The organism is Microtetraspora sp. AC03309 (assembly GCF_020826795.1).
Lineage (GTDB): Bacteria > Actinomycetota > Actinomycetes > Streptosporangiales > Streptosporangiaceae > Microtetraspora > Microtetraspora glauca.
The window spans coordinates 1-19,988 of the sequence record NZ_JADDIL010000054.1 but is presented as its reverse complement, the minus strand read 5'-3'; the positions used below and the strand labels follow the sequence as shown (position 1 = coordinate 19,988).

Sequence of the window (19,988 nt, the reverse complement as noted above, 5' to 3'; positions counted from 1 at the left end):
CACATATGACGAGTGAGGCGGCGGAAAAGGCCGGAGACGCGCACGACATACTCCGGTGGCGGGCCCGGCTCCGTGAGCTCCTCGGACGGCCGCTGGTCTCGTACTACCTGGTCCTCGGGTGCAGCGCTCTGCTCCTCGCGCTCGGGCTGATGATGGTCCTCTCGGCGTCCAGCATCGAGTCGATGCAGATCAGTCCGGGCCGTTCGCCGTTCTACCTGTTCCTGCGGCAGATCGGCGCGGTGGCCCTCGGCCTTCCGATCATGTGGATCTGCTCCCGGCTGCCGCGGCGCATCTTCCAGCTCGCGGGATATCCGCTGCTGGCGATCTCGATCATCGGCCTGGTCATGGTGATCTTCATCGGGGCCACCGAGCTGGGCGCGCAGCGGTGGCTCTACATCGGCGGCTTCACCATCCAGCCCTCGGAGCCGGCCAAGCTCGCGCTCGTCCTTTGGGGCGCCGACATGCTGGCGCGCAAGGCGCGTGGCGGCCTGATCGAGTGGCGGCACCTGCTGGTCCCCCTGATGCCGGGCGTGGCCATCCTCGCGGTCCTGGTCATGCTCGGCCGCGACCTCGGCACGACGATCGTGCTCATGCTGATCTTCCTGACCCTGCTGTGGGTGGTCGGCGCGCCGGTGCGGCTGTTCGCCGCGGTTCTCGGGCTGCTCGTGCTCGCCACGACAATTATGATCATGGTCGAGCCGTACCGGATGGCCCGGCTCACGGGGTTCCTGCACGTGTGGGATTCCGCCCAGGGCGAGGGCTACCAGGCGGCGCAGGGACAGATAGCGATGGGAACGGGCGGCTGGTTCGGGCTCGGCCTCGGCAGCAGCCGGGCGAAATGGGACTGGGTGCCGCACGCCGAGAGTGACTTCATCTTCTCGATCCTCGGCGAGGAGCTCGGCCTGATGGGCACGCTCGTCGTGGTCGCGTTGTTCGGCCTGCTCGGCTACGCCGGGCTGCGGATCGCGTCGCGGGTCAACGACCCCTTCATCCGGCTGACCGCCGCCGCGGCGGTCGCGTGGATCGCCGGCCAGGCGCTCGTGAACATCGGCGCGGTGATCGGGGTGCTGCCCATCACCGGCATCCCCCTTCCGCTGGTCTCCTACGGAGGGTCGGCCCTGTTGCCGACTCTCGCCGCGCTTGGCATGTTGTTGTCGTTCGCCAAGCAGGAGCCCGGAGCGGCCGAGGCCCTCGCCGCCCGTGGACCGGGACCGGCCGCTCGGGCTCTAAGCTGGCTTGGCCTGGGTCGTCCGTCGGTGAGATCTCGCCGCGCGAGCCGATGACCCGGCGCTCGATCCGACCCGAGGGCAGGGAGTGACATGAGGGTGGTCCTCGCCGGCGGAGGCACGGCCGGCCATATCGAGCCGGCGCTCGCGCTGGCCGACGCGCTTCGCCAGCAGGACCCGGCGATCGGGATCACCTGCCTCGGCACCGAGAAGGGCTTGGAGACCCGCCTGGTGCCGGCCCGGGGATACGAGCTGGCGCTGGTCCCCGCCGTGCCGCTGCCCCGCGCCATCACGCCGCAGCTGCTCACGGTGCCCGGCCGGCTGGCCGGGGCGATCAACGCGGCGGCCGGCGTCCTCGATCGCGTCCAGGCCGACGTCCTGGTGGGCTTCGGCGGGTACGTCGCCACTCCGGGCTATCTCGCGGCGCGCCGCCGCGGCGTCCCGATCGTGGTCCACGAGGCCAACCCGAGGCCCGGGCTCGCCAACCGCCTGGGCGCCCGGCTGACCGACCACGTCTTCACCGGCCATCCCGACACCGCGCTGCCGGGCGCCCAGTGCGTCGGCATCCCGCTGCGCCGCGAGGTCGTGATGATGGACCGCTTCTCCCTGGGGGACAAGGCGAGGTCCTACTTCGGTCTCGAGTCCGACCGCACGACGCTGCTGGTGTTCGGCGGCTCCCAGGGCGCCCGCTCCATCAACCGGGCGGCGCTCGAGGCCTCGCCCATACTGAGGGCGGCCGGCATCCAGGTGCTGCACGTGATCGGCCCGAAGAACACGGTCGAGATGGAGCCCCCGCCCGGCGACCCGCAGTACGTGATCCTGCCCTACGTGGACCGGATGGATCTCGCCTACGCCGCGGCCGACCTCGTGCTGTGCCGCAGCGGCGCGATGACGTGCGCGGAGCTGACCGCGGTGGGGCTTCCGGCGGCGTACGTGCCGCTGCCCCACGGCAACGGCGAGCAGCGGCTCAACGCGCAGCCGATCGTGCAGGCGGGCGGCGGCCTGATGGTCGACGACGCCGACCTCTCGGCCGAGTGGATCGTCCGGATGCTCCTGCCCATCCTGCAGGACCCCGAACGTGTCGCGATGATGTCCGAGGCCGCGTCCCGGATGGGCCGCAAGGACGCCGACGTCATATTGGCGCGCAAGGTCCTGGAGATCGCTTCCCGATGAGAACGAAGACGACCCGAGGAGCGGGGAACCACCAGTGAGTCTTGTCAAGCTCGTACAGCCCGTCCCCGCGGAGGAGCTGGGACGGGTGCACTTCATCGGCATCGGCGGCGCGGGCATGTCCGGCATCGCGCGCATCCTGCTGAAGCGCGGTGTCCCCGTGTCCGGCAGCGACGCCCGCACCTCCGAGATGCTGAGCGAGCTTCGCGACCTCGGAGCCGTCGTGCACGTGGGCCATGCCGCCTCGCACATCAAGAACGTCGACACCGTCGTCGTCTCCACCGCGATCCGCGACTCCAACCCCGAGCTGGGGGAGGCGCTGCGGCAGAACCTGAGGGTCATCCCCCGGGCGGCGGCGCTGGCTGCGGTGATGGCCGGGCGGACCGGGATCGCCGTCGCCGGCACCCACGGCAAGACGACGACGACCTCCATGCTGACGGTCGCCCTGCAGAAGTGCGGCGCCGACCCGTCGTACTGCGTCGGCGGGCAGCTCGTCACCACCGGCCTCGGCGCGGACGAGGGCAACGGCGAGGTCTTCGTGGCCGAGGCCGACGAGAGCGACGGGTCCTTCCTCATGCTCGCGCCGGGCATCGCCGTGGTGACCAACGTCGAGCCCGACCACCTGGACAACTACGGCGAGCCGCAGGCCGTCTACGACAGCTTCGCGCGTTTCGCCGAGCGGGTCGGGTCGGTGCTCGTGCTCTGCGCCGACGACCCGGGCGCCGCGGCGCTCGCGCCCATCGCCCGGGAGCGCGGCCTCAAGGTCGTCACGTACGGCGAGGTCGAGGGCGCCGACCTCCGCGCCGTCGACATCGTCCCGAGAGGACTCGGCCTGGAGTTCACCGTGGACGGCCGCGGCACCGTGCGCCTCGCCGTTCCCGGCCGGCACAACGCGCTCAACGCGACGGCCGTCATCGCGGTGGCCCTGGAGCTCGGTCTGCCGTTCGACGAGATCAGGGACGGCCTGGCGGTGTTCACCGGCGCCAAGCGGCGGTTCGAGGCCAAGGGAGAGGCGCACGGCGTCTCGGTGTTCGACAGCTACGCCCACCATCCGACGGAGCTGGCGGCGGACCTGCGCGCGGCGCGTGACGTCGTGGCGGATGGCGGCCGGGTGATCGCGGTCTTCCAGCCGCACCTCTACTCCCGCACCCGCTTCTTCGCCGACGAGTTCGGCGCGGCTCTCGGACTCGCGGACGAGGCGATCGTCCTGGACGTGTACGGAGCCCGCGAGGATCCGGAGCCGGGCGTCTCCGGCGCGCTGGTGGCCGGGAAGGTGCCGCTGCCCGAGGGGCGGGTCGCGTACGCGCCGGACCGGTCGGCGGTGCCCGCGCTGGTGGCCGGACGGGCGCGTCCCGGGGACATCGTCCTCACGATGGGCGCCGGTGACGTGACCGAGCTTGGCCCGCGGATCGTCGAGGAACTGTCCGCCGGGTGAGTCGTGGCGGCGGTCGCGGGCCACTGGTCCGGCGAGTCGCGGCGCGTGACGGCCTCCGGGCTGCGAAGGTGGTGAGCCGAACCGGCGAGTACGGCACCTGGTACCCCACCTGGAGGCTCGCCGCCCGCCGATCGGAGTGAGACGTGAGGGCGACCATCTGGCGAGTGGGTCTGGCGACCCTGCTGACCGGTGGCGTGGTCGGCGCGGCGACGTGGCTGGTCTTCTTCTCGTCCGTGCTCGGGGTGCGGGACGTTCGGGTCACCGGCAGCGCGAGGGTGCCCGCCGACGATGTGCGGCGCGCGTCCGGAGTGGTGCCGGGCACTCCGCTGGCCCGGGTCGACCTGGAAGAGGTCGAGCGGCGGGTCGCGGCGCTGACCCAGGTGGAGTCGGTGCGCGTGGACCGCGGCTGGCCGGGGACGCTCCAGGTCGCGGTCGTCGAGCGCACCCCCGTGGCCGTGGCCAAGGTGAACGGCAGGGCCATGACCATGGACCGCTACGGGGTGGTCCTCGGCGAGGCGGGCGTGACGGTCCGGCTGCCCCTGCTGCGCGTCCAGCGGCCGGCCCCGGACGACGTCGCCACCCGGTCCGCGCTGACCGTGCTGACCGCCCTTCCCGAAGGGCTGAGGGCACGCGTCAGCGAGGTGGGCGCGCCGTCACCGTCGTCCGTCTCGCTGCTCCTGGCCGACGGCCGTGAGGTCACGTGGGGAGACGCCGGGCGGTCGGCGGAGAAGACACGGGTCCTGCAGTCCCTCCTCAAGACCCGGGCCGCCAGTTACGACGTCAGCTCACCCGACGTGGTGACGGTGAAGTGACATTTCTCACGGGGCGCGCGATCAACCTGGCCAGGAGTGATCAGACGCGCGCGCGAATCGGACAGGCCGCGACACGCCGGACGGCGCTTGCGGCGAGGTTAGTTGACCCTGGGGGAGGGGCAACCCTACTGTCCGTATCAATCTTCAGGTTGACATAACTCTAAATCTCAACTTGAGGGTGAGAGTTTTGAGACAGCGCGGGCACCGCCCGCATCCAACGCAAACGAGCGGAAAGGCCCCTCGTCGTGGCAGCACCGCAGAACTACCTCGCGGTCATCAAGGTCGTCGGCATCGGCGGCGGCGGAGTGAACGCCGTCAACCGGATGATCGAGGAGGGACTCAAGGGCGTCGAGTTCATCGCCATCAACACCGACGCCCAGGCGCTGCTGATGAGTGACGCCGATGTGAAGCTTGACGTCGGCCGCGAGCTCACTCGCGGCCTGGGCGCCGGCGCCAACCCGGAGGTCGGCCGCAAGGCCGCCGAAGACCACCGCGAGGAGATCGAGGAGGTCATCAAGGGTGCCGACATGGTGTTCGTCACCGCGGGCGAGGGTGGCGGCACCGGCACCGGTGGCGCGCCCGTCGTGGCGAACATCGCCCGTTCGCTCGGCGCCCTGACCATAGGTGTCGTGACCCGGCCCTTCAGCTTCGAGGGCAGGCGCCGGGCGATGCAGGCCGAGGCCGGCATAGAGACCCTCCGCGAGGAGGTGGACACGCTGATCGTCATCCCGAACGACCGGCTCCTGTCGATCTCCGACCGGCAGGTCAGCGTGCTGGACGCGTTCAAGGCCGCCGACCAGGTGCTGCTCTCCGGTGTGCAGGGCATAACCGATCTGATCACCACCCCCGGACTCATCAACCTGGACTTCGCCGACGTGAAGTCGGTCATGTCCGGCGCGGGGTCCGCGCTTATGGGCATCGGACACGCTCGCGGCGACGACCGCTCGGTGGCCGCCGCCGAGATGGCGGTGTCCAGCCCGCTGCTTGAGGCCAGCATCGACGGCGCGCACGGCGTGCTGCTGTCGATCGCGGGCGGCTCGGACCTGGGCCTGTTCGAGATCAACGAGGCGGCCCAGCTCGTGTCCAACGCGGCGGCTCCGGACGCCAACATCATCTTCGGCACGGTCATCGACGACGCCCTCGGCGACGAGGTGCGTGTGACGGTCATCGCCGCGGGCTTCGACGAGCCGGCGCCGGCCAAGCCGGCGGCCGCTCCGCCCCAGTCCGCCGCGCGGCCGCAGCCCGCCCGGCCGGAACCGGCCCGCCCGGCCACCACGCCGCCCGCGCGGCCGGCCGCGGCCTCCGCCCCGGCGAAGCCCGAACCGCGTGCGGAGCAGCCCGCCCCGGTTCGGCCGATGTCCGCCCCGTCCACTCCGGTGACCCCGCCCGCGCCGCCGGTCTCCCAGGTCGAGGCGGTCCAGCCGCCCAAGCCCGCGATGACGCCGGTTTCCGATCGCGCTCCGGAAACTTCCGAGCCCGCTGGAGCGTTCTCACGTGAGAGCACGGCGGAGGCGTCGCGCTCGGAGCAGAGCACGGTAACGGGACCCTTCTCGATTCCGCGCCCCACGCCCGAGCCGCCGACTCCGATCACCTCGCGCGTCAGCCAGCCGGCAACCCGCCGGCCGGTGGTGTTCGAGGAGCAGGAGGAGGAGCTCGACGTGCCCGACTTCCTCAAGTGACCCTCCCCACACGCGAGTACATGTGAACGACGCACGACGCGAGGAGCTCGCGGCGGGCCTGGCCGAGACGGAGTCACGCATCCGCGATGCGTGCCGTGCCGCCGGCCGGGACCCTTCCGAGATCACCCTCATCGCGGTAACGAAGACCTACCCCGCCTCCGACGTACGGCTGCTCGCCGGGCTCGGAGTGACGGACGTCGGTGAGAACCGGGACCAGGAGGCCGCCGCCAAGGCGGCCGAATGCGCCGGTCTCGGCCTCACCTGGCACTTCATCGGCCAGTTGCAGACCAACAAGGTCCGCTCCGTGGTCGCGTACGCCGACCTGGTCCACTCTGTGGACCGTCCCCGGCTGGTGGACGCGTTGAGCCGCGAGGCGGTGAAGGCCGGCCGGGAGATCGGCTGCCTCATCCAGGTGTCGCTGGACACCGCGCCGCCTGATTCCGGAGGAGTCGCCGAGCGCGGCGGCGTCGTTCCGGCGGCGGTTCCCGACCTGGCCGCCGCCATCGCCCGAGCCGACAACCTGCGGCTTCGCGGTGTCATGGCCGTCGCGCCGCTGGGAGAGGAGCCGGGCCCGGCGTTCGCCCGCCTGGCCCGGACGGCGCGGGCCGTACGGGAGGAACACCCCGGCGCGGACGTCATATCGGCGGGTATGAGCGGGGACCTCGACGAGGCGATCGCGAACGGCGCGACACACCTGCGTGTCGGTACGGCGTTGCTCGGCCGCAGGAAGCCCTTCGTCAGGTAATGTCCCCCAAGTGGACCTTGGCGTCCGCATTCAGGTAGAGGTCGATCAGCGGTGAGCTCCACGGGGGTACGGCTACCGCCCTGGCCTTCCGACAGGGACCTAGAAGGCATGAAGGGGAGGAAGCCGGGCCGGGCATCGGCCGGGACTGCGTGGCAGTACCGGACGGCGCGTGGCGCGGTGAACCCGCCCCGGTGACACGGAGGACGACGAGAGATGGCCGGCGCGATGCGCAAGATGGCGGTCTACCTCGGTCTCGTGGAGGACGACCGCTACGACGACAGGTACGTGACCGAGTACGCGAACGACGAGGACTACGCCGACGACGACTACGAGTCGGCGCGCCGGGGCTTCTCCGCCGGGGGGCAGGGAGGACATACGGCGTCCCAGGAGCACGATGAGGACGGCGACGCGTCCGTCCCCGCGCCCCGTCCCTCCACCACCGTGCTCGAGCGTCGTACGACCGATCTGGCGCGGATCACGACCCTTCATCCCCGCACGTACAACGAGGCGCGCACGATCGGGGAGCACTTCCGTGAGGGCACTCCGGTCATCATGAACCTTACGGAAATGGTTGACAGTGACGCCAAGCGTCTTGTCGATTTTGCGGCAGGTCTCGTCTTTGGCCTACACGGGAGCATCGAACGTGTTACGAACAAGGTGTTCCTGTTGTCTCCCGCCAACGTTGAGGTGACCGCCGAAGACAAGGCCAGAATCGCGGAACGCGGCTTCTTCAACCAGAGCTAGAGTTCCATGTATGGACAGTGACCGGCTGAGCGGTGCCCATGGGGACCGGAGACTGCGGAACTGGACGGAGGTGAGGCTCGACCGTGGGGATCGTCAGTGAGATCTTGGTCGCTGTACTCTCTCTCTATCTCGTTCTGCTGATCGGCAGAATGATCTTTGATACGGTGCAGCTTTTTGCCCGCTCCTGGCGGCCTTCCGGGGTCGTCCTGGTAGTGGCGGAGGTCACTTACACACTGACCGACCCGCCTCTCAAATTTCTCCGCCGTTTCATTCCGCCCCTGAGGTTGGGTACGGTGGCCTTTGACCTAAGCTTCACAGTGCTGTTCATTGTGGTCTTGGTCTTGATCCAAGTCGTGTCCGCGCTTCGTTGATCGGGAACCGTCCCTCCGGACAGACTCCAAGCGCGCCAAGGAGACTCACATGCCGCTGACGCCCGCCGATGTGCGGAACAAGCAGTTCAGTACCACCCGGCTGAGGCCGGGGTACGACGAGGAGGAGGTCGACGCCTTCCTTGACGAGGTCGAGGCGGAACTCGACCGACTCATCCAGGAGAACGAGGAGCTTCGCGCCAAACTGGCCGAGTGCCTGCGCGGCAAGGTGCCGGGCGGCATGGGCATGGCCGGTGGCATGCAGATGGCGCCCGCCCCGGTCGCCGAGCCGAAGCCCGAGATGATGGTGCCGCAGCCCGAGCCCATCAAGCCTCCGGAGCCCGTCCGTCCCGAGCCCGTCCCCGTCGGCATGGGCATGCCGCCCGCCGAGGACAACATGGACACCGCGGCCCGGGTGCTCGCCCTCGCCCAGCAGACCGCCGACCAGGCGATCGCCGACGCCCGCCGCGAGGCGGACGAGACCGTGACCCGCGCCCGCCGCGAGGCCGACGACATCCTCGGCAAGGCTCGCCGCCAGGCCGAGCAGATCATCGGTGACGCCCGTGCCCGCGCCGAGACCCTCGAGCGCGACGCGCAGGAGCGCCACCGTCAGGCCATGGGCTCCCTGGTGCAGACCCGGGACGAGCTCGAGCGCAAGGTCGAGGAGCTGCGCAGCTTCGAGCGGGAGTACCGCAGCCGCCTGAAGCTGTACCTCGAGCAGCAGCTCGCGGACCTGAACGTCTCGGCCGAGAACAGCGGCGGTTTCCCGATCGTGGGCGCGGCCCCGGCGATGGCCCACGCGGTCGCCCCGGGTCCCCAGCCGATGCAGGGCAACCCCAACCCCTTCGGCCAGGAGCCTCCGCAGCACTCTGGCGCGTTCCAGACCCCCGACGGCCCCCACAACGACCGCCGGTAAGGCGACGGGTCGTCCCCTCCTCACGACCCGCTTCTCGGAGATCCCCCCGTGATCCTTATCAGTGCCGCGCTGGTGCTCGTCGCCATCGGCCTGCTCATCGCAGGTGTGGTGCTGGCGAAGCCGTTCCTCGTGATGTGGTCGATCGTGGTCAGCGTGCTGTCCGCGGTCTGCCTGCTGATCGGGGCGTTGCTGAGGCGCCATGAGCTGTTCCCCGCCGGCGGTCGTGCCGCCGAGGAACCGGTTCAGGCTCCTCGCGGCGCGGCGGTTCCCCAGATGGCGCACGCCGGCGTTCCCGGGCATTCGGGTATGCCCGGACACGCCCCTCTTCCCGGACACGTCGGGCTTCCCGCCTTCGGCGGGCCCCCGGCGCATCCGGCGGTGCCCCCCATGATGGCGGTCCCCCCGGTTCCCCCTCCCGGGGCGCCGATGTCGCACGCCTTCCCGCAGCAGCAGCCGACGCGGCCGCTGTCGAGGCCATCGGCCTCGGCCGGGCGGGACCTGGGGCCTGACGCGATCGTGCTGGTCATCCCCGGTAGGAAGCGGTTCCACCTGGCGGACTGCCGGCAGCTCCAGGGGCGCGAGGTCGAGGAGTTGACGCACGAGGAAGCTCGCGAGGAAGGGTTCACGCCCTGCACCGCCTGCGTCCCCGAGGCGGCGGCGCGTGTCGCGGCCGACGCGGAGGAGAGCACGGCGGGCGAGAACACGCCCTCGGAAGGCACACCCTCTGGAAGCACACCCGGTGAGCCCGCGGTCGCGGAGACCGTGGCGTCCGCCGGAGAGACCGCCCCACGGGCGGAGAGCATGACGAAGAACACGGAGCCGGCGGACCCGGCCGAGACCGAGGATCCCGGGCGCGCCGGGTCAGCGGACCCGGCCGGTTCCACCACGGCACCCGTGTCGCGTTCCTTCTTCGACCCCGTGGTGCAGCCGGATCCCGGGGCACAGCCGGGTGAGACGGACATCGTGAAGATCATGATCGGTGCCCGTCGTTACCACCTGCCCGAGTGCCCCCTGATCAAGGCCGCTCCCGAGGACAGCGTCGAGACGAAGACCAGGCCGGACGCGGAAGGGGCCGGGCTCACACCCTGCCCCGTCTGCACCGCCTAGATCCCGGCCCTCACCCGGCAGCAGGACCCGCGTACGGGTTCCGCTGCCGGGTTTTCCTCATCCTGCGGCCGGACGGCCGCAGGATGAGGAGGTCGGCCTAGGCGCGGCGGAGCTGGAAGACCAGCCCGAGGTCGGCGTCCTCGAACCTCGGGAGGCCGTCCTGGGAGCCTTCGGCGAAACCGGAGGCGAGGACCTCGTCGGAGATGGCTTGGCCCCCGGCGCGGAGGGCGTCGGCCAAGTCGTCACCGCTCGCGGACCACCACAGCTCGATCCGGTCGGTGATCGCCAGCCCCGTGGACTTCCGGGCGTCCTGGACGAGCCGGATGACCTCGCGGACCAGGCCCGCGCGGCGCAGCTCGTCGGTGATCTCCAGGTCGAGCGCGACGGTCTCCCCGGTGCCGGTGTCCACCGCGCCGGTCTCCACGGCCCAGCCCGATCGCGGCTGCTCGGTGACGATCACGTCGTCCGGCCCGAGCTCGACCGTGCCCAGCTCACCGGCCTCGACGGCGGCGGCCGTACCGGACCTGAGGGCCTGGGCGAGCGCCGCCGGGTCGGCGGCGCCGACGGCGGCGGCGACCAGCTTGGTCTGGGCGCCGAACCGCTTGCCGAGCGACCGGAAGTTCGGCTTGACGGTGAACGTCACCAGGTCGGCGGAGAATCCGGACATGTCTTCCAGTGCCTGGACGTTCAACTCGTCGGCGATCAGTTCGCGCAGTTCGCCGGGCAGCGCGGGCCAGCCGGGAGCCCCGATGAGCGCGCGGCCCAGCGGCTGGCGGGTCTTGACCGAGGAGGAGGCACGGGCCGAGCGGCCGAGCTCCACCAGGCGGCGGACCAGCGCCATCTGCTCGGAGAGCGCCGGGTTCAGCGCCGCCTCGTCGACCTCGGGCCACGCGGCCAGGTGCACCGACTGCGGCGCGTCGACCCCGCGCAGCACATCCCACACGTAGTCCGTGAGGAACGGCACGATCGGGGCCATCAGCCGCGTCACGGTCTCCAGGCACTCGTACAGCGTGGCGAACGCGGCGGCCTCGCCGGACCAGAACCTGCGGCGGGAGCGCCGGACGTACCAGTTCGACAGGTCGTCCAGGAACTCCGTCACCCGGCGACCGGCCTTGGCCGTGTCGAACTCGTCGAGCGCGGCCGTCACCTCGGCGACCGTCCGGTGCAGCTCGGCCAGCGCCCACCTGTCGATCAGCGGGCGTTCGGCGCTCGGCGGAGCGTCCGCCAGCCTGGACGGCGACCACGACTCGGCGTTGGCGTAGAGCGTGAAGAACGACGCGGTGTTCCAGTAGGTCAGCAGGACCTTCCGGATGATCTCCTCCAGCGCGGTATGGCCGATCCGGCGGGGCGCCCAGGGCGAGCCGGAGGTGGCCATGTACCAGCGGAGGGAGTCGGCGCCGTGCTGCTCCATGAGCGGCATCGGCCGGAGCACGTTGCCCAGGTGCTTGCTCATCTTGCGGCCGTCCTCGGCGAGGATCAGGCCGAGGCAGAGCACGTTCTCGTAGGAGGACCGGCCGAAGACCAGCGTGCCGACCGCCATCATCGAGTAGAACCAGCCGCGGGTCTGGTCGATGGCCTCGCAGATGAACTGCCCGGGATAGGCCTGCTCGAAGGTCTCCTTGCCGACGTGCGGCGCGCCCCACTGGGCGAACGGCATGGCGCCGGAGTCGTACCAGACGTCGATGACGTCGGGCACGCGCCTCGCCTCGGCACCGCACTCGCGGCAGGGGAAGGCGACGTCGTCCACATAGGGGCGGTGCGGATCGAGCCCGGACAGGTCCTGACCGGCGAGCTCGCCGAGCTCCTTGAGCGACCCGACGCAGGTGACGTGCGCGTCGTCCTCGGAGCAGACCCACAGCGGCAGTGGCGTGCCCCAGTAGCGGGACCGCGACAGCGCCCAGTCGACGTTGTTCCGCAGCCACTCGCCGTACCGGCCGTTCTTGATCGTGCCGGGGAACCAGTTGGTCCGCTCGTTCTCGGCGAGCAGCTCGTCCTTGATCGCGGTCGTCCTGATGTACCAGGACGGGAGCGCGTAGTAGAGGAGGGCCGTGTGGCAGCGCCAGCAGTGCGGGTAGCTGTGCTCGAAGTGGCTGCCGCGGAACAGCAGGCCGCGCTCGCGCAGGCTCTCCGTCAGCGGCTCGTCGGCGTCCTTGAAGAACATGCCGCGGACCAGCGGGACGTCCGGCAGGAAGCGCCCGTCAGGGCCGATCGGGTTGACGACCGGCATGCCGTACCGCTTGCAGACGGCCATGTCGTCGGCGCCGAAGGCCGGGGCCTGGTGGACCAGGCCGGTGCCGTCCTCCACGGTGACGTAGTCGCCCAGCACGACATAGTGCGCGCCGGGACCGTCCTGCCCGGGCACCTCAGGGAAGGCGACCAGGTCGAACGGGCGGCGGTAGGACGTGTGCTCCAGGTCCTTTCCGGTGAACGTGGCGAGCACCTCGGCGCGGTCACCGAGAACCTGCGCCAGTAGCGGCTCGGCGATCACGAGCACCTCGCCGCCGGTACGCGCCGCGACGTAGGTCACGTCGGGGTGTACGGCCACGGCGGTGTTGGACACCAGCGTCCACGGTGTGGTCGTCCAGATCAGCAGCGCGGCGCCCATCTCGGCCAGCGGGCCGGACGTGACGGGCATCCGCACGTACACCGAGGGGCTGGAGACGGTCTCGTACCCGCCCGGCTGGCCGAGCTCGTGGTCGGACAGCCCGGTGCCGCAGCGGGGGCAGTACGGCGTGATGCGGAAGTCGCGGAACAGCAGGTCCTTGTCCCAGATGGTCTTCAGCGACCACCAGACGGCCTCGACGTACTGGGGATCCATCGTGCGGTAGGCCTGGGACATGTCGACCCAGTAGCCCATCCGCTCGGTCATCTCCTCGAACGCGTCCACGTGCCGGAGGACGGACTCCCGGCACTTCGCGTTGAACTCGGCGATGCCGTACGCCTCGATCTGGGGCTTGCCGGAGAGGCCGAGCTCCTTCTCGACGGCGACCTCCACGGGCAGGCCGTGACAGTCCCAGCCCGCCTTGCGGGGAACGTGGTAGCCGCGCATCGACTTGTAACGGGGGAAGACGTCCTTGAAGACGCGCGCCTCGATGTGGTGGACGCCGGGCATGCCGTTCGCGGTGGGCGGACCCTCGAAGAAGACCCAGGACGGGCCGCCGGCGTTCTGTTCGAGAGAGCGTTCGAATACCTTCCCTTCCCGCCAGCGTTCGAGGACCTCGCGTTCGAGGGCCGGCAGGTCCACCTGCGCGGGAAGAGAGCAGAAGTAGTGGGAAGACATCGTCGGGCGGGACCTCCACGCGTGACTGACATGGCGTGAAGGGACGAAGCCGGACGGCTCCGCGGTACCACCCTTCTTGACCCGCCTCGTGGGCGGGCCCTCTCATTCGTGTCGCGGCCGGGTCTACTCGGCTGTGGGCCTTTCTTCCGGCGGCTCCGGGGTGATCTTCTCTCCGCGGCTCGCCCCGGGCTCGCACCGTCCCCGGGTCGCTCCTGCGAGTGGGTACGGAGGTACTCGTCCCCATCAGCGCCTTGCAAACTAAAACGATAACGCAGAGACACGATAGGGGCTTCCCGAAATGCGGCTGTCGATCAGGGTGAAGCCGGGTTCCGCTCGCGAGGGCGTGGGCGGAACATACGGAGACACCGCGATTGTTGTCAGGGTGTGCGCCCGCGCGGTGGACGGAAAGGCGACGGAGGCGGCCCTGAGGGCCGTCGCCTCCGCTTTCGGGGTGTCGCGGGGCGCGGTCCGGCTTGTCACGGGTACGACAAGTCGCGACAAGGTCGTGGACATCGAGGGGAACGATGAGGAGATCGCGGAACGCGCCGCTCGCCTGCGGGCCGGGTGAGCCGTCCGCACACGGGTGGAATTCGCTCGCGGGGCGGGTGTCCCGTTCGCCTGAGGAACAGGTGCATCGTTCGCTTATGGGGCAGGTAAAGCGCCCGGCGCGTCGATTGCCGGGCCGTTTCGGGCGACCTATGCTGCCCGGACTGCTCGTGTGTTTGATCACTGCGCCTTACAACGGGAGGCCCTCATGACGACGCGTGCGACGAGAACCGCCACCAGCGAAGAGACCTGGTCAGAAGGAGAGCTCGCCGAGGTGCGGGAGCGGCTCCGGCACGAGATCGAGGAACTCGTCGCCGACATCTCCCGGGCCGAGGAACAGCTCGCGTCAGGGGACGCCAGTGAGGGCGCCGGAGATGATCCGGCGGACGCCGGCGCCAAGACGTATGAGCGTGAGCGTGAGATCGCCCTTACCCTGAATGCGCGCGACCTGCTCGCGCAGAACGAGCGGGCGATCGCCCGCATCGCCGCAGGGACTTACGGAGTGTGCGAATCGTGCCACAAGCCGATCGGCAAGGAGCGCCTTCAGGCGTTCCCGAGGGCGACGCTGTGCGTGGCCTGCAAGCAGCGGGAGGAGCGCCGCTGAGCGACCAGGCCGAAGCGGGGACCGCCGACGGCCCCGTCCGCGCGCGGAGGATCGCCGTCCTCGGCGTCGTGGCGGTTCTCGCGTACGTCCTCGACCTGGTGACCAAGACGCTCGTGGTGACCTTCCTCGAGCACAAGGAGCCGGTGGAGGTCATCCCCGAGGTGCTGCTGCTGAACGTGATCCGCAATTCCGGAGCCGCGTTCAGCATCGGCACCGGGATGACGATCGTCTTCACGGTGATCGCATTCGGTGTGGTCATCGCGATCCTCCGTACGGCACGGCAGCTCCGGAGCCTTCCGTGGGCGATCACTTTGGGGCTGCTGCTCGGGGGCGCGCTCGGGAACCTGACCGACCGCCTCTTCCGCGCGCCCGCTCCGCTGCAGGGACACGTGGTCGACTTCATTCAGGTCTTCCCGGCCACCCGCTTCCCGGTGTTCAACATCGCCGACTCGGCGATCGTCTGCGGCGGCATCCTGGCCGTCTTCCTCGCCTGGCGCGGTTACCAGGTGGACGGTTCGCGGCACACCGGGGAGGAGTCCGATGGGTGAGCAGCGCAGTCTTCCCGTGCCGGAGGGCCTGGAGGGCGAGCGCCTGGACGCCGCCCTGGCCCGGCTGTTCGGCTTCTCCCGGACCAGGGCCGCGGAGCTGATCGCCACCGGTGACGTGCTCGTCGACGGCTCGATCGCGGCCAAGTCGGACCGCGTGCACGCCGGGGCCTGGCTCGACGTGACCATTCCCCCGCCGCCGGCCACACCGATGCCCGTGGCGGAACCCGTGCCGGGCATGACGATCCTGTACGAGGACGACGACATCGTCGTGGTGGACAAGCCCATCGGAGTGGCCGCCCACCCGACGGTCGGCTGGACCGGGCACACGGTCATCGGCGGGCTGCTGGGAGCCGGGCACAAGGTCGCGACCAGCGGCGCCGCCGAACGCCAGGGCATCGTCCACCGGCTCGACGCGAACACCACCGGCGCGATGGTGGTCGCCAAGAGCGAGTTCGCCTACTCCCACCTCAAGCGGGCGTTCAAGGAACGCACCGTCGACAAGCGCTACCACGCGCTGGTGCAGGGCCACATGGACCCGTTGCGCGGCACGGTGGACGCGCCCATCGACCGGCACCCGTCCGGTGACGGCCGGTTCGCGGTCGTGGCGGGCGGCAAGGAGTCGGTCACCCACTACGACACCGTGGAGGCGTTCCGCGCGGCGTCGTTGCTCGACATCAAGCTGGAGACCGGCAGGACGCACCAGATCCGGGTGCACATGTCGGCTCTGCGCCACCCGTGCGTGGGCGATCTCATGTACGGTGCCGACCCCACGCTGGCCGCGCGGCTCGGTGTGACCCGGCAGTGGCTGCACGCGGTCTCCCTCGCCTTCGAACACCCGGCGTCAGGGGAGTGGGTCTCGTTCACCAGCCCCTATCCCGAGGACCTGGCCCGCGCCCTGGAGATCGTCAGCGACGAGAGCTAGCGCGACGCCGGGTCTCACCCGTCTCACGGATCGGAGCCCGCCCGGCCCACGTCACGCCGGGCCGGCTCCCCGTCATCTCGTACGGCGGGCGGCGATCTCCCGGACGACCGAGACCAGCAGATCGATGTCGGCCTCGGTGGTGCGCCAGTTGAGGATGGCGGGGCGCAGGGCGGTCATCCCACGGTAGGTGGTGGTCCCGGCGTAGACGCGGCCGTCGGCGAGCAACTCCTCGCCGATCCACGCGTTCAGCGCGTTCACCTCCTCCTCGGGAACGCCGGGCGGGCGGTAGCGGAAGCAGACCACGCAGAGCCGTACCGGAGCGAGCAACTCCAGGTCGGGGGCGCTCTCGACGATCTCGCCCAGCCGCAGGGCCAGCGCGTGGTGGCGCTCGACCATCTCGCGGTTGCCCTGCCTGCCGTACGCCCGCAGGGTCGCCCAGATGGGCAGTGCCCGCGCTCGCCGCGACGACTCAGGGCCCAGGCAGTTGTAGTTGAGGTGCGGGTCGTCCTCGGCGGGGAGGTAGGCCGCGCCCCACGGGCCGAAGGTCCGGCCCATGAGCCCCTGCTCCCGGACGAACGCGAATCCGCTCTCGTAGGGGACGTTGAGCCACTTGTGCCCGTCCGCGGTCACCGAGTGCGCCCGTTCCACCCCCTCGACCAGGTGCGAGAGCCGGGGGGAGGCCGCCGCGAACAGCCCGAAGGCGCCGTCCACGTGCAGCCAGGCGCCGTGCCGTTCGGCCAGGTCCGCCAGGTCGCCGATGGGGTCGAAGTCGCCGGTGTTCACCTCACCCGCGTTCCCGACGATCACGGCCGGGCCGTCGACGCGTTCGAGCTCACGCTCCATGGCCTCCAGGTCGACCCGCCCCGCGTCGTCCCGGGCGAAGATCCGGGCGCTGTCCCGGCCGCAGCCGAGGGTCAGCAGCGCCTTGCGGCTGCTCGGGTGGAGGTAGCCTCCGGCCAGCACCGGCATCGGCGGCAGTCCGGCGAGCCCGTCGGCCGCCACGTCACGGCCGTGACACTCGCCCCACCACTGTCGTGCGCAGGCCAGCCCGGTGAGGTTGGCGAAGGTCGCGCTCGGGGTCAGCACGCCGCCGTAGGACTGCGGCAGTCCGAACAGGTCTTTCAGCCACCGCAGCGCGACGGTCTCCGCCCGGGCGGCGAACGGCGAGGTCAGCCAGAGCCCGCCGGCTTGGTCCAGCAGCGAGGTCACCCAGTCGCCCGCCTGGGCCGCCGGCGTCGAGCCTCCGACGATGAAGTGGAAGAAACGGGGGCCCGAGGAGTGGGTCGCCGCCTCGGTACCGACGCGCAGCAGCAGCTCGACGCTGTCGAGGGTGCCCTCTCCGTGCTCCGGAAGCGAGCCGTCGAGCAGGTCGAGAAGGATGTCCGCGCGGTGGTCGTGAACGGGACGGTCGCCGAGCGAGTCGAGGTAGGGACCGGCGGCCTTGGCCACCATGTCCAGCGCCGCGGCGGCCTGGTCGCGTTCGTGCAGAGGATCGCTCATGGTCAACGATGCACACGCGCGGCCGCGTTCCGCCAGCCATGGACCGCTCCGATTTCGGCGGGTGCTCTGTCACGTGGCCGCGTGCCGGCGTTGAGCGTGCCGGACGACGCGATCACGGGGCGGTGCGGCCGGACCGGTCGCGGTGAGGGCGAGCGTTACCGGCCGGACCGGTCGCGGTGAGGGCGAGCGTTACCGGCCGGACCGGAACGTCCTGGTGAACCAGGTGAAGTAGGACTGCCCCTCCTGAGCCCATCGGCTGTCGGAGGTCTGCCAGTAGATCGCGACGTCCCGCTTGTCGGTGGTGACGAAGGAGCGGTCGAGGGCGTGCACCGTGCCCTGATCCGATTGCCAGGTGAACTCCCAGTCGGCGGCGGGAAGTCTCTGGAAGACCACCGACCGCAGGCCGAGCCGCTGATAGCCGGGGAAGGCGCTCGTGGTCTTGGGATTCTCCGACAGTTGCTGAGCGTGGAGCATCGGATCCTGGTCGGTGTCGACCCAGCGCGTGAAGTCGACCACCAGATAGGTGGTCCTGGACGTGGGAGATTGGAACCGTACTCGCGTCGCTCCCCGTTCCTCCGTCCAGTTCTGGGGAACCGCGATGGAGAAGCCCAGCTTGTCGTCGCGCATCGCCCACCCGCGCGGCAGCCTGCTCGCGGAAGACGGTGACGCCGACGGGACGGGAGATCCGCTGCCGGTAGACGGCTTCGCGGACGGGGCGGGAGACGACGTCCCAGATGTCCCAGATGTCCCAGAGGACGACCCGGACGACCCAGATGACTCGGCTGGCGACGGCCCGCCGCCGGCATCCGCCGTGAGGGCCTGATAGCCGTACCAGCCACCGACCCCGGCACCGGCGAGCAGTACCGGGAGAAGGATGACCAGGACCATCCGTGTCGCGGACGAGCGCCGCCCGGACTGCGGCGGCGCGGGCGGCTGGGGCGGGCCGCCGGTCGGTGCGCCGCTCCAGGGCGGAACGGTGCCCATCCCGTGCACGCCCGCGGGACCGGCGGCTCCATATGCGAGCCCGGGACCGGCGGCTCCATATGCGAGCCCGGGACCGGCGGCTCCATATGCGCCGCCGGGGGCGCCCTGTCCCTGAAGGCCGTTGTGGTTGCCGACCCCCTGAGCGGACCCGGGACCGGTCACCCCCGGGACGGCGAAGCCGTGGCCGCCGGACCCGTGGCTCTGGGGTCCATAACCGCCAGGTCCGTAACCGCCGGGTCCGTAACCGTCGGGCCCGGGGACGCCGGGTCCGTAACCGTCGGGCCCGGGGACACCGGATCCGGGGAGGCCGACGGCGTGGGCGCCGGTCGAGGGGGGCGTAGCCGTACCGAAAGCGGCACCGGGAGCGTGCGGACCGGCTCCGGAGTCCGGTGAGGCCGCGGCCAGAGGGAACGGCTCGGGCCGGTGTCCGGCGTGGCGGTCGCGGGCGGCTGCCGTTCCGGTGGCCACCGCGTGGAGCATCGCGGAGACTTCCACGGCGTCGATCCGTCGCGTGGGGTCCTTGATGAGGAGGCCGTCGATCACGGGGGTGAGCGGCCCGGCGCGCCTGGCCGGATCGGGGTCGTTGTGCAGTACGGCCGCCATGGTGGCGATGGGCGAGGTCCGGTCGAAGGGCGCTCTGCCCTCCACAGCGGCGTAGATGGTCGCGCCGAGCGACCAGAGGTCGGATTCGGGGGTCGCGGGGTCACCGTTGAGCCGCTCCGGGGGCAGGAACGCCGGGGTGCCGGTGACGACGCCGGTCATGGTCAGCCCGGCCTCCTCCGACATGGTCGCGATGCCGAAGTCGGTGAGGACCACCCGGCCGTCCTCGGTGAGCAGCACGTTCTCCGGCTTGACGTCGCGGTGCAGGATCCCGGAGGCGTGCGCCGTGCACAGGGCGTCGAGCACCTGGAGGCCGATGGAGGCGACGCGTTCGGGAACGAGCGGGCCGTGCTCGCGGACCACTTGGCCGAGGGAACGGGAGCGGACGAGCTGCATGATGATCCAGGGGCGGCCGTCCTCCTCGATCACGTCGTGGACGACCACGACGTTGGGGTGGGAGATCCGGCCGGCGGCCCGTGCCTCGCGGATGGTCCGGCGGTTGAACGCCGCCCGGTCCTCCTCGGTCATCGGCTGGTAGAGAACCTCCTTGACGGCCACCGCACGGTCGAGCAGCTCATCGTGAGCACGCCACACGACCCCCATGCCGCCCCGGCCGATGGGTTCGAGCAGGTGATATCTGCCCGCCACACGATGCCCTGCCTCCACCAGCCCTCCTCCTCTGAAACCTCTGAATCGTCCCACAGCTCACGAGCGTGTCAGCAGTCGGAAGACAGTCCGAAGACAGCCGGAAGAAGGGGCGGAGCGGCGGGGGAGCGGGCCGCGGGTTCATGTGCTCACGGGG

General features: G+C 70.7%; 17 protein-coding genes. 14 read left to right on the top strand and 3 right to left on the bottom strand.

The features are described 5' to 3' along the window. The first annotated feature begins 5 nt into the window (after window positions 1-5). From ftsW to IMZ11_RS27765, 10 genes are all read left to right on the top strand, one after another. Complete coding sequence (gene ftsW, locus IMZ11_RS27810; protein WP_228645365.1) at window positions 6-1,283, top strand: putative lipid II flippase FtsW; 1,278 nt, start codon at window positions 6-8, stop codon at window positions 1,281-1,283. Between the two features lie 36 nt (window positions 1,284-1,319). Next, window positions 1,320-2,399 (top strand): undecaprenyldiphospho-muramoylpentapeptide beta-N-acetylglucosaminyltransferase, encoded by a 1,080-nt coding sequence (murG, locus tag IMZ11_RS27805; RefSeq protein ID WP_228645364.1) that lies wholly within the window; start codon window positions 1,320-1,322, stop codon window positions 2,397-2,399. 34 nt (window positions 2,400-2,433) lie between these two features. Next, the gene (murC, locus tag IMZ11_RS27800; RefSeq protein WP_228645363.1) at window positions 2,434-3,831 is read left to right on the top strand and encodes a UDP-N-acetylmuramate--L-alanine ligase; all 1,398 of its coding nucleotides are present in this window, start codon (window positions 2,434-2,436) and stop codon (window positions 3,829-3,831) included. Window positions 3,832-3,995: 164 nt separating this feature from the next. Further along, complete coding sequence (locus IMZ11_RS27795) at window positions 3,996-4,643, top strand: FtsQ-type POTRA domain-containing protein (RefSeq protein ID WP_228645362.1); 648 nt, start codon at window positions 3,996-3,998, stop codon at window positions 4,641-4,643. 245 nt (window positions 4,644-4,888) lie between these two features. Next, on the top strand, window positions 4,889-6,322 hold the full coding sequence (ftsZ, locus tag IMZ11_RS27790; protein WP_228645361.1) for a cell division protein FtsZ: 1,434 nt from the start codon (window positions 4,889-4,891) through the stop codon (window positions 6,320-6,322). Between the two features lie 22 nt (window positions 6,323-6,344). Beyond that, window positions 6,345-7,067 carry a YggS family pyridoxal phosphate-dependent enzyme gene (locus IMZ11_RS27785; RefSeq protein ID WP_228645360.1) on the top strand — a complete coding sequence of 241 codons (723 nt, stop codon included), beginning with the start codon at window positions 6,345-6,347 and terminating at the stop codon, window positions 7,065-7,067. 213 nt (window positions 7,068-7,280) lie between these two features. Next, window positions 7,281-7,811: a cell division protein SepF gene (locus IMZ11_RS27780; RefSeq protein WP_061252350.1), complete on the top strand. Its 531-nt coding sequence runs from the start codon at window positions 7,281-7,283 to the stop codon at window positions 7,809-7,811. Window positions 7,812-7,894: 83 nt separating this feature from the next. Continuing rightward, complete coding sequence (locus IMZ11_RS27775) at window positions 7,895-8,182, top strand: YggT family protein (protein WP_061252351.1); 288 nt, start codon at window positions 7,895-7,897, stop codon at window positions 8,180-8,182. Window positions 8,183-8,231: 49 nt separating this feature from the next. Further along, on the top strand, window positions 8,232-9,095 hold the full coding sequence (locus tag IMZ11_RS27770) for a DivIVA domain-containing protein (RefSeq protein ID WP_061252352.1): 864 nt from the start codon (window positions 8,232-8,234) through the stop codon (window positions 9,093-9,095). 48 nt (window positions 9,096-9,143) lie between these two features. Next, window positions 9,144-10,202, top strand: coding sequence for a hypothetical protein (locus IMZ11_RS27765; protein ID WP_228645359.1), 1,059 nt, complete (start codon window positions 9,144-9,146; stop codon window positions 10,200-10,202). Between the two features lie 97 nt (window positions 10,203-10,299). Here the strand turns inward: IMZ11_RS27765 and ileS are convergent, their stop codons facing one another. Continuing rightward, window positions 10,300-13,482 carry an isoleucine--tRNA ligase gene (gene ileS / locus IMZ11_RS27760; RefSeq protein WP_228645358.1) on the bottom strand — a complete coding sequence of 1,061 codons (3,183 nt, stop codon included), beginning with the start codon at window positions 13,480-13,482 and terminating at the stop codon, window positions 10,300-10,302. Window positions 13,483-13,780: 298 nt separating this feature from the next. Between ileS and IMZ11_RS27755 the strand changes: the two genes are divergently transcribed. The 4 genes from IMZ11_RS27755 to IMZ11_RS27740 all read left to right on the top strand — a co-directional run bounded on the left by IMZ11_RS27755 (window position 13,781) and on the right by IMZ11_RS27740 (window position 16,102). After that, window positions 13,781-14,050 (top strand): DUF167 domain-containing protein, encoded by a 270-nt coding sequence (locus tag IMZ11_RS27755; protein WP_228645357.1) that lies wholly within the window; start codon window positions 13,781-13,783, stop codon window positions 14,048-14,050. Window positions 14,051-14,236: 186 nt separating this feature from the next. After that, on the top strand, window positions 14,237-14,632 hold the full coding sequence (locus IMZ11_RS27750; RefSeq protein ID WP_228645356.1) for a TraR/DksA C4-type zinc finger protein: 396 nt from the start codon (window positions 14,237-14,239) through the stop codon (window positions 14,630-14,632). Then, window positions 14,596-15,180 (top strand): signal peptidase II, encoded by a 585-nt coding sequence (gene lspA, locus IMZ11_RS27745; RefSeq protein WP_228645355.1) that lies wholly within the window; start codon window positions 14,596-14,598, stop codon window positions 15,178-15,180. The genes IMZ11_RS27750 and lspA overlap by 37 nt, the downstream gene beginning before the upstream one ends. Further along, complete coding sequence (locus IMZ11_RS27740) at window positions 15,173-16,102, top strand: RluA family pseudouridine synthase (RefSeq protein WP_228645354.1); 930 nt, start codon at window positions 15,173-15,175, stop codon at window positions 16,100-16,102. Before lspA ends, IMZ11_RS27740 begins: the two co-directional genes overlap by 8 nt. 72 nt (window positions 16,103-16,174) lie before the next feature. On the opposite strand, the gene IMZ11_RS27735 is transcribed toward IMZ11_RS27740, so the two are convergent. Together IMZ11_RS27735 and IMZ11_RS27730 are read right to left on the bottom strand one after the other, a co-directional pair. Next, a complete protein-coding gene (locus IMZ11_RS27735; protein ID WP_228645353.1) occupies window positions 16,175-17,602 on the bottom strand; it encodes a pyridoxal-dependent decarboxylase in 1,428 nt (475 codons plus the stop codon). 189 nt (window positions 17,603-17,791) lie between these two features. After that, the gene (locus IMZ11_RS27730; protein ID WP_228645352.1) at window positions 17,792-19,852 is read right to left on the bottom strand and encodes a serine/threonine-protein kinase; all 2,061 of its coding nucleotides are present in this window, start codon (window positions 19,850-19,852) and stop codon (window positions 17,792-17,794) included. Window positions 19,853-19,988: the final 136 nt, after the last annotated feature.

What these genes read in the sequence shown, in the direction of transcription:
- ftsW (WP_228645365.1), top strand. Translation starts at nt 6, where the DNA reads ATGACGAGTGAGGCGGCGGAAAAGGCCGGAGACGCGCACGACATACTC.
- murG (WP_228645364.1), top strand. Translation starts at nt 1,320, where the DNA reads ATGAGGGTGGTCCTCGCCGGCGGAGGCACGGCCGGCCATATCGAGCCG.
- IMZ11_RS27780 (WP_061252350.1), top strand. Translation starts at nt 7,281, where the DNA reads ATGGCCGGCGCGATGCGCAAGATGGCGGTCTACCTCGGTCTCGTGGAG.
- IMZ11_RS27770 (WP_061252352.1), top strand. Translation starts at nt 8,232, where the DNA reads ATGCCGCTGACGCCCGCCGATGTGCGGAACAAGCAGTTCAGTACCACC.
- ileS (WP_228645358.1), bottom strand. Translation starts at nt 13,482, where the DNA reads ATGTCTTCCCACTACTTCTGCTCTCTTCCCGCGCAGGTGGACCTGCCG.
- IMZ11_RS27755 (WP_228645357.1), top strand. Translation starts at nt 13,781, where the DNA reads ATGCGGCTGTCGATCAGGGTGAAGCCGGGTTCCGCTCGCGAGGGCGTG.
- IMZ11_RS27750 (WP_228645356.1), top strand. Translation starts at nt 14,237, where the DNA reads ATGACGACGCGTGCGACGAGAACCGCCACCAGCGAAGAGACCTGGTCA.
- IMZ11_RS27740 (WP_228645354.1), top strand. Translation starts at nt 15,173, where the DNA reads ATGGGTGAGCAGCGCAGTCTTCCCGTGCCGGAGGGCCTGGAGGGCGAG.
- IMZ11_RS27735 (WP_228645353.1), bottom strand. Translation starts at nt 17,602, where the DNA reads ATGAGCGATCCTCTGCACGAACGCGACCAGGCCGCCGCGGCGCTGGAC.